4 protein-coding genes are annotated in these 6,769 nt (G+C 73.9%); 3 read left to right on the top strand and 1 reads right to left on the bottom strand.

Translation table 11 applies throughout. The features are described 5' to 3' along the window. On the top strand, positions 1-1,642 hold a 1,642-nt coding region (locus SSNG_RS17925), incomplete at its 5' end, for an HSP90 family protein (protein WP_007265288.1). After that, on the top strand, positions 1,639-4,704 hold the full coding sequence (locus tag SSNG_RS17920) for a hypothetical protein (protein WP_050779658.1): 3,066 nt from the start codon (positions 1,639-1,641) through the stop codon (positions 4,702-4,704). The genes SSNG_RS17925 and SSNG_RS17920, both read left to right, overlap by 4 nt. A gap of 74 nt (positions 4,705-4,778) precedes the next feature. Here the strand turns inward: SSNG_RS17920 and SSNG_RS17915 are convergent, their stop codons facing one another. Continuing rightward, the gene (locus SSNG_RS17915; RefSeq protein WP_042801279.1) at positions 4,779-5,681 is read right to left on the bottom strand and encodes an LLM class flavin-dependent oxidoreductase; all 903 of its coding nucleotides are present in this window, start codon (positions 5,679-5,681) and stop codon (positions 4,779-4,781) included. A 185-nt stretch (positions 5,682-5,866) separates the two neighbouring features. Here SSNG_RS17915 and SSNG_RS17910 point away from each other — a divergent pair, with 185 nt between their 5' ends. Beyond that, complete coding sequence (locus SSNG_RS17910) at positions 5,867-6,739, top strand: Cof-type HAD-IIB family hydrolase (protein ID WP_042801277.1); 873 nt, start codon at positions 5,867-5,869, stop codon at positions 6,737-6,739. Positions 6,740-6,769: the final 30 nt, after the last annotated feature.

Here is a 6,769-nt window from a genome sequence, read left to right as displayed (position 1 = left end):
ACACTCCCTCCTCGCCACCATCGGCCGCAGCTCCAAGCGCCGCGGCGAAGGTGCCTCCGCCGCCGAACTCCAGGGCCTGGAGAACACCCGTCAGCAGTTCCTCGGCCAGTTCGGCATCGGCCTGCTCGCCTGCTTCGTCGTCGCCCGGCAGATCCGGGTCGTCACCCGGTCCGCCCGCGACCCCCAGGCCGCGCCCGTCGAGTGGCTGGCCACGGACGACGGCTCCTACACCGTGCGCGAACTGCCCCACGACGCCCGTCCCGAACCCGGCACCACCGTCCACCTCGAAGCCCGCCCGGGCGCCGAGGAGTGGACCGAGCCCACCCGCGTCGAGCGCCTCGCCCGCGACTACGGCTCCCTGCTCCCCTACCCGATCACCTTCGACGACGGCCTCGGCGGCACTCCCCGGCCCATCACCGACCGGCCCGCCGTGTGGGACCGCGCCCACCCCACCCCCGCCGCCCGCCGCGTCGCGCTCGCCGGCCACTGCGCACAGCTCTTCGGCTTCACCCCGCTCGACAGCATCGACCTCGACCTGCCGGTGGCCGGGGTGCGCGGAGTCGCGTACGTACTCCCCGAACCGACCAGCCCCGCCCACCGGGCCGGCCACCGCGTCCACCTCAAGGGCATGCTGCTCACCGACCAGGCCGACAACCTGCTGCCGGACTGGGCCTTCTTCGTTCGCGCCGTGCTCGACACCGACACCCTGCGGCCCACCGCCTCCCGCGAGAACCTCTACGACGACGAGACGCTCGCCGCCGTACGCGAAGCCCTCGGCGCCCGCATCCGGTCCTGGCTGGCAGAGCTCGCCGCGAGCGAGCCGGACCGTCTGGCCGCCTTCCTGAGCGTCCACCACCTCGGCGTGAAGTCCCTCGCCCGGCACGACGCCGAACTGCTCGGCCTGATGCTGCCGTGGCTGCCGTTCGAGACCAGCGACGGCTCGATGAACCTGGAGGAGTTCACGGCGGCCCACTCCGAGATCCACTTCACGCGCACCGTCGAGGAGTTCCGGCAGATCGCCCCGATCGCGGCGGCCCACGGCCTCGGCGTCGTCAACGCCGGCTACACCTACGACGCCGACCTGCTGGCCCTGCTGCCCTCCGTACGCCCCGACCTGAAGGTCACCGAGCTGGACGCGGGAGCGGTCACCGACCGCCTCGACCCGGTCCCCACCGCCGTCGAACTCTCCCTCGCCGCCTTCCTCTCCACGGCCCGCACCCGGCTGGAGCCCCAGAGCTGCGACGTGGTGCTGCGCGCCTTCCAGCCCGTGGCCGTCCCCGCGCTGTACCTCGACGACCGCCAGGCCCGCCAGGAGCGGGACCGGACCGCCGCACTCGAGTCCGCCGACTCCCTGTGGAGCGGCATCCTCGGGTCCCTGCGCGGCTCCGGCCCGCGCGCCCGCCTCGTCCTCAACCACAACAACCCGCTGATCCGTCGGATCGCGGGCCTGCCCGACCCGACGCTCGCCGGCACCGCCGTCGAATCGCTCTACGGCCAGGCGCTGCTGATGTCCCAGCGGCCGCTGCGACCGGCCGATTCGGCACTGCTCAACCGGGCCTTCCTCGGGCTCCTGGAATGGGCGACCCACCCCGTCAACAGCCCGGACACCCCGACCGCAGCCTCCGAGGAGGACGACAAGTGAGCACCCTGACGGCCGACGAGATCCGGCGCGCCCTGCACGAGAACCGGAACCTGCCCCACGGCGCCGCGCGCAACGCCCAGGCCGAGGCGCTGACCGCCGCCGCCGAGGTCTGCGGTGACACCGGGGTGTACCGGGCGGCGCTGATCAACCAGATCGACTCCTACGAGTACAGCGCCGAGCGGAGCCGCATGGTGGTCCCCTTCGCCCGCCTGCTCCAGGAGTACGACCGCGACCCGTCTGCGTTCGGCCCGGGTGACGCCCACTCCCTCTTCTGGCGCTTCAAGTGGGTCTCGGGCCAGATCATCAGCTCCCCCGACGTGCCGATCTCCTCCGTCACCGGCTACCTGGACGACATGGAGAAGCGCTACCGGATCGCCGGCTACAGCGAGCGGGCGGTACGCCAGTCCGAGTACTTCCTCGCCGACGCCGTCGGCGACGACGAGCGCGCCGAGCGGGCCATGGCGCAGTGGCGCGCGGCCGACCGCGACGACATGAGCGACTGCCACGCCTGCGAGACCAACTCCCAGGGCGTCTTCTGGGCGACCAAGGGCGAGCACGCCAAGGCCATCGAGGTCTGGGAGCCCGTGCTGACCGGCGAGCAGACCTGCATGGAGGAACCGCACCGGGTGCTCGCCCGGTCGCTGCTCCCCCTGCTGCGCCTCGGCCGCACCGACGAGGCCCGCTCCCACCACCTGCGCGGCTACCGGATGGTCCGGGGCAAGGAGAGCCTGCTGCGGGCGATCGGCCAGCACATCGAGTTCTGCGCGCTCACCGGCAACGAGGCGCGCGGCGTGGAGATCCTCGCCGAGCACGGGGCGCACCTGCGGCCGCTCGTGGACGTCAAGACCCAGCTGGACTTCTACGCCGGGGTCCTGGTCCTGCTCCGGCGGCTGATCGAGCTCGGCCACGGATGCGACCCGACGGTGCCGTACGAGGGCTCCGCGCAGACCGTCGAGGAGCTGCACGGCGTCCTGCGCGCCGAGGCACTGGACATCGCCCGGCGGTTCGACGTGCGCAACGGCACCACCCGGGTCTCCGAGCGGCTCACGGAGCGGCTCTCCCGCGCCCCGCTGGCCGACACGCTGCCCCTCGGCGTGCGCAGCGCCGCGCTGCCGCAGCCGGCGGGGACGGCCCCGGCAGCGGCCCCCGCGCCCGTGCCCGTCAGCGCCACCGAGTTCAGCGGTCTCGTGGAGCAGGCCCGCGACGCCCGCGACACGGGCCACCCGGACGCGGACAGGCTCTGGGCGGAGGTCGCCGTACGGGTCTCCGCGCTGCCCGAGCCGGACGTGCACCCGCTGCTGCTCGCCGAGGTCGCCGACCACCGGGCCCTGACGGCCGCGCGGGCCGGGGCCCCGGACGCGGCGGAGCTGCTGACCGCCGTCCGCGACGGCTACCGGGCGCTGGGGCAGGTCGAGCGCGCCGCACTGGCCGAACTGTGGCTGGCGTGTGTGGCCGCGCAGGCCGGGGCCGCGCCTGAGGAGGTCCGCGCGCTGCTGGCGGCGGGCCTGCGCGCCGCCGAGGCACTGGACGCGGCGGAGCCGCTGCGGGCCCGCCGGATCGCCGTCGCGGAGCTGTCCGCGCTGCGGCTGGAGCCGTACCTGCGCTCGGCGGAGGCCGCGCGGGACCACGAACACGAGAACGAGCACGGTCACGGTCACGGTCACGGCCACGGTCACGGCCACGGCCACGGCCACGGCCACGAGCACGAGCACGGCCATGACGGCGACCATGAGCACGGCCACGGGCTGCTGGTGGCCGAGCTCTCCTCCTTCGTCTCCTCCTACGGGCAGACCCTCCCGGACCTGGCTTCCGAGGCCGAGGAGCTGCTCGGCCGGCTGGCCCTCTCGCAGGGCGACACCGAACGGGCCCTGGAGCTGCTGGCCTCCGCCGCGGACCGTGCGGTCGAGGCGGGCCGTCCGTGGCAGGCGGCGGACCCCCTCGTCCTGCGGGCCGGGGTGCTGCTCTCGCTGGGACGGGCCGAGGAGGCCGAGGCGGCCGCGCGGTCCGGCCTGGAGCACTCCGCCGCGGTGACCGACCCCGAGGAGCAGGGTCTCGTACGCCTCACCCTCGCGGACGTCCTGCTGCGCGGGCGGGGCGCGGCGGCGGAGGCCGCCGAGCACGCCCTCGCGGCGGCGCACTGGTTCGACCAGGCCGCGCTGGCCGCCGACGGCGGGGCCCAGGCCCGGCTGATGCTGGCCCAGGCCTACGCCCGCGACGGCCGGACCGCCGACGCTGCGGAGGTGCTGCAGTCGGCGCTTCCGGACCTGCTGGAGCACGGCGAGGGACAGGCCGTGTCGGCGCGGGACTTCCTGGGGAACCTGCTGCGGGACCTGCGCGAGTCCCGGGGCGCCGCGGAGCAGTTCCTGCTCGCCGCCGACCTGGTCGAGGACTGGGAGGACCCCCGGCCGCAGGCGGGCTTCGCGCAGGCGGCCGCCGACTGCCTCTCCGACGCCGGTCTCGCCGATGAGGCCGTCGCCGCGTACCGGCGCGCTCTGGAGCTGCGCCGGCTGACCGGTGACGCGGTGGTCTCCGAGGTCAGGATCCTGCGTTCGCTGGCCTGGCTGGGGATGCGCGAGGAGGTCACCGAGGAGACCGTGGCAGCGGCCCGGGTCCTGATGGACGAGGCTGCCGAAGTCCTGGAGGCGGCCCTGAAGGCCGGCGACGCCGAGGACCCGGAACTGCTCTCCGAACTGGCGCAGACCTGGCACCAGCTGGCCCAGGTGCTGGACCGGCTGGTGAGTTCCCGGGCCCCGGAGGAGGCCGGGGAGTCCCACGACGGGGTCGTCCTGAGCACTGCCGCCGTCGAGGTCCTGCGGCTGGAGGAGATCCAGCTGTGGGAGCGCGCGGCCGCTCTGTACGCGGGGCTCGGGCCGGAGCACCTCCAGGACCGCTTCCAGTGCGTGAACAACGCGGCGTGGACCGATCACGAGCGGGGCCGGCCGGAGGCGGGCGCGGCCAGGATGTCGGCCCTGCTGGAGGAGGTCGAGTCACTGCCCGAGGGCACGGCTCCGGAGTGGGTGGTCCCCCAGGCGCGGCGGATCATCACGAACCTGACCGCCTGACCGGCTGAGCGCCTGACCGGCTCCGGCCGGGTCCCGTCGCGCAAGGGGACCCGGCTGGAGCCGTCGGGGGAGTTTCAGCCCTCCAGCTGGGCGAGCGCCTCGGTGGCGATCCGCTCGAAGACCGCCTCGTCGGCGGCGAAGTCGGAGTCCGGGATCGGCGCGTGGATGACCAGCTCGGTGAAGCCCAGCTCGCGGTGGCGGCCCGCGAAGTCCACGAACGCGTCCACGGACTCCAGGATGGCGCCGCGCTCCGGGGTGAAGCCGGTCAGCAGCACCTTCTCGATGGAGTCGGAGTCCCGGCCGATCTCCGCCAGGGCCTTCTCGAGGCGCCCGTGCTGGACGCGCAGGGCCGCCAGCGATTCCTCGGGCGTGCCCTCGGCGTGCTTGGGGTCGCCCGCGGTCACCCAGGCCTGGCCGTGGCTCGCCGCGAGCTTCACACCGCGCGGGCCGGTCGCCGCGACGGCGAACGGCAGGCGGGGGCGCTGGACGCAGCCGGGGATGTTGCGCGCCTCGTCGGCGGAGTAGAACGTGCCGTGGTGGGTGACCGCCGGCTCGGTGAGCAGACGGTCGAGCAGCGGCACGAACTCCGCGAAGCGGTCCGCCCGCTCGCGCGGGCTCCACTCCTCCTGCCCCAGCGCGGTCGCGTCGAAGCCGTTGCCGCCCGCACCGATGCCCAGGGTGATGCGGCCGCCCGAGATGTCGTCGAGCGACATCAGCTCCTTGGCCAGGGTCACCGGGTGCCGGAAGTTCGGCGAGGTGACCAGGGTGCCCAGACGGATCCGCTCGGTGACGGCGGCCGCGGCGGTCAGGGTGGGCACCGCGCCGTACCAGGTCTGGTCGCGGAAGCTCCGCCAGCTCAGGTGGTCGTAGGTGTAGGCGGTGTGGAAACCGAGGCGCTCGGCCCGCTCCCACTGGTCGCGGCCTCCCTCGTGCCAGGGACGTACCGGCAGGATCACAGTGCTCAGGCGCAGGGTCATGCCGTCGAGCGTACGGCGGTCCGTGGCTCGTACACCAACCACGCGGCGTCCCTCAGGGCCCGGCTCGTCCGGTCTGGCGCATGTTTCACGTGAAACATGCGACGGTCCGGACGCTTCCGCAGGGCCGTCCCGCAGCCGAAGCGGGGAAAGATGTCTGGACGATCATGGTCCGGCGGCAGGGGCCCATGGGCGAAGATGGAGCGGTGACCTCGGCTTCTCAGCGCCCCGACGGGCCGACCCCCGCCCCCCGGCTCATCGCCACCGATCTCGACGGCACCCTGCTGCGCGACGACAAGTCCGTCTCGCTCCGCACGGTCGCCGCGCTCGCCGCTGCCGAGGAGGCCGGGATCGAGGTCTTCTTCGTCACCGGCCGTCCGGCCCGCTGGATGGACGTGGTCAGCGACCACGTGCACGGTCACGGCCTGGCGATCTGTGCGAACGGCGCCGCCGTCGTCGACCTCCACGCCGGCCGGGAGTTCGTACAGGTCAGGGCGCTGCCCCGGGCAACGGCCCTCACCGTCGTCAACACGCTGCGCAAGGCCGCCCCCGGCACCTCCTTCGCGGTCGAGATGACCACCGGCATCAACTACGAGCCGGCCTACCCGCCGTTCTTCCAGGACCCGGGCGCCACGGTCGCCACCGCCGAGAAGCTGCTCCACGAGGAACACGACGACCATGCGGCGCCGGTACTGAAGCTGCTCGCGCACCACTCCGAGATGACCCCGGACGACTTCCTCGCCCTGGCCCGGTCCGCCGCCGGCGCCTACGCCTCCATCACCCGCTCCAGCCCGACCGCACTGCTGGAGATCAGCGGGCTCGGCGTGTCCAAGGCCAGCACCCTGGAGCTGTGCTGCGCCGAACGCGGGATCTCCCCCGCCGAGGTCGTCGCCTTCGGAGACATGCCGAACGACGTGGAGATGCTCCGCTGGGCCGGCACCTCGTACGCGATGGGCAACGCCCACCCGGACGTGATCGCGGCCGCGTCCGGCCGTACGGTCGCCAACAACGAGGACGGGGTGGCCGTGGTCATCGAACGGATCCTGGCCGAGCGCGGCTAGGTGTGTTGTCCCGCCCGGACGGGCGCCACG

This window comes from Streptomyces sp. C (assembly GCF_000158895.1).
In the GTDB taxonomy this organism is placed as follows: Bacteria; Actinomycetota; Actinomycetes; order Streptomycetales; family Streptomycetaceae; genus Streptomyces; species Streptomyces racemochromogenes.
The sequence above is the reverse complement of the archived record's forward strand: the minus strand, read 5'-3'. Positions and strand labels throughout refer to the sequence as shown.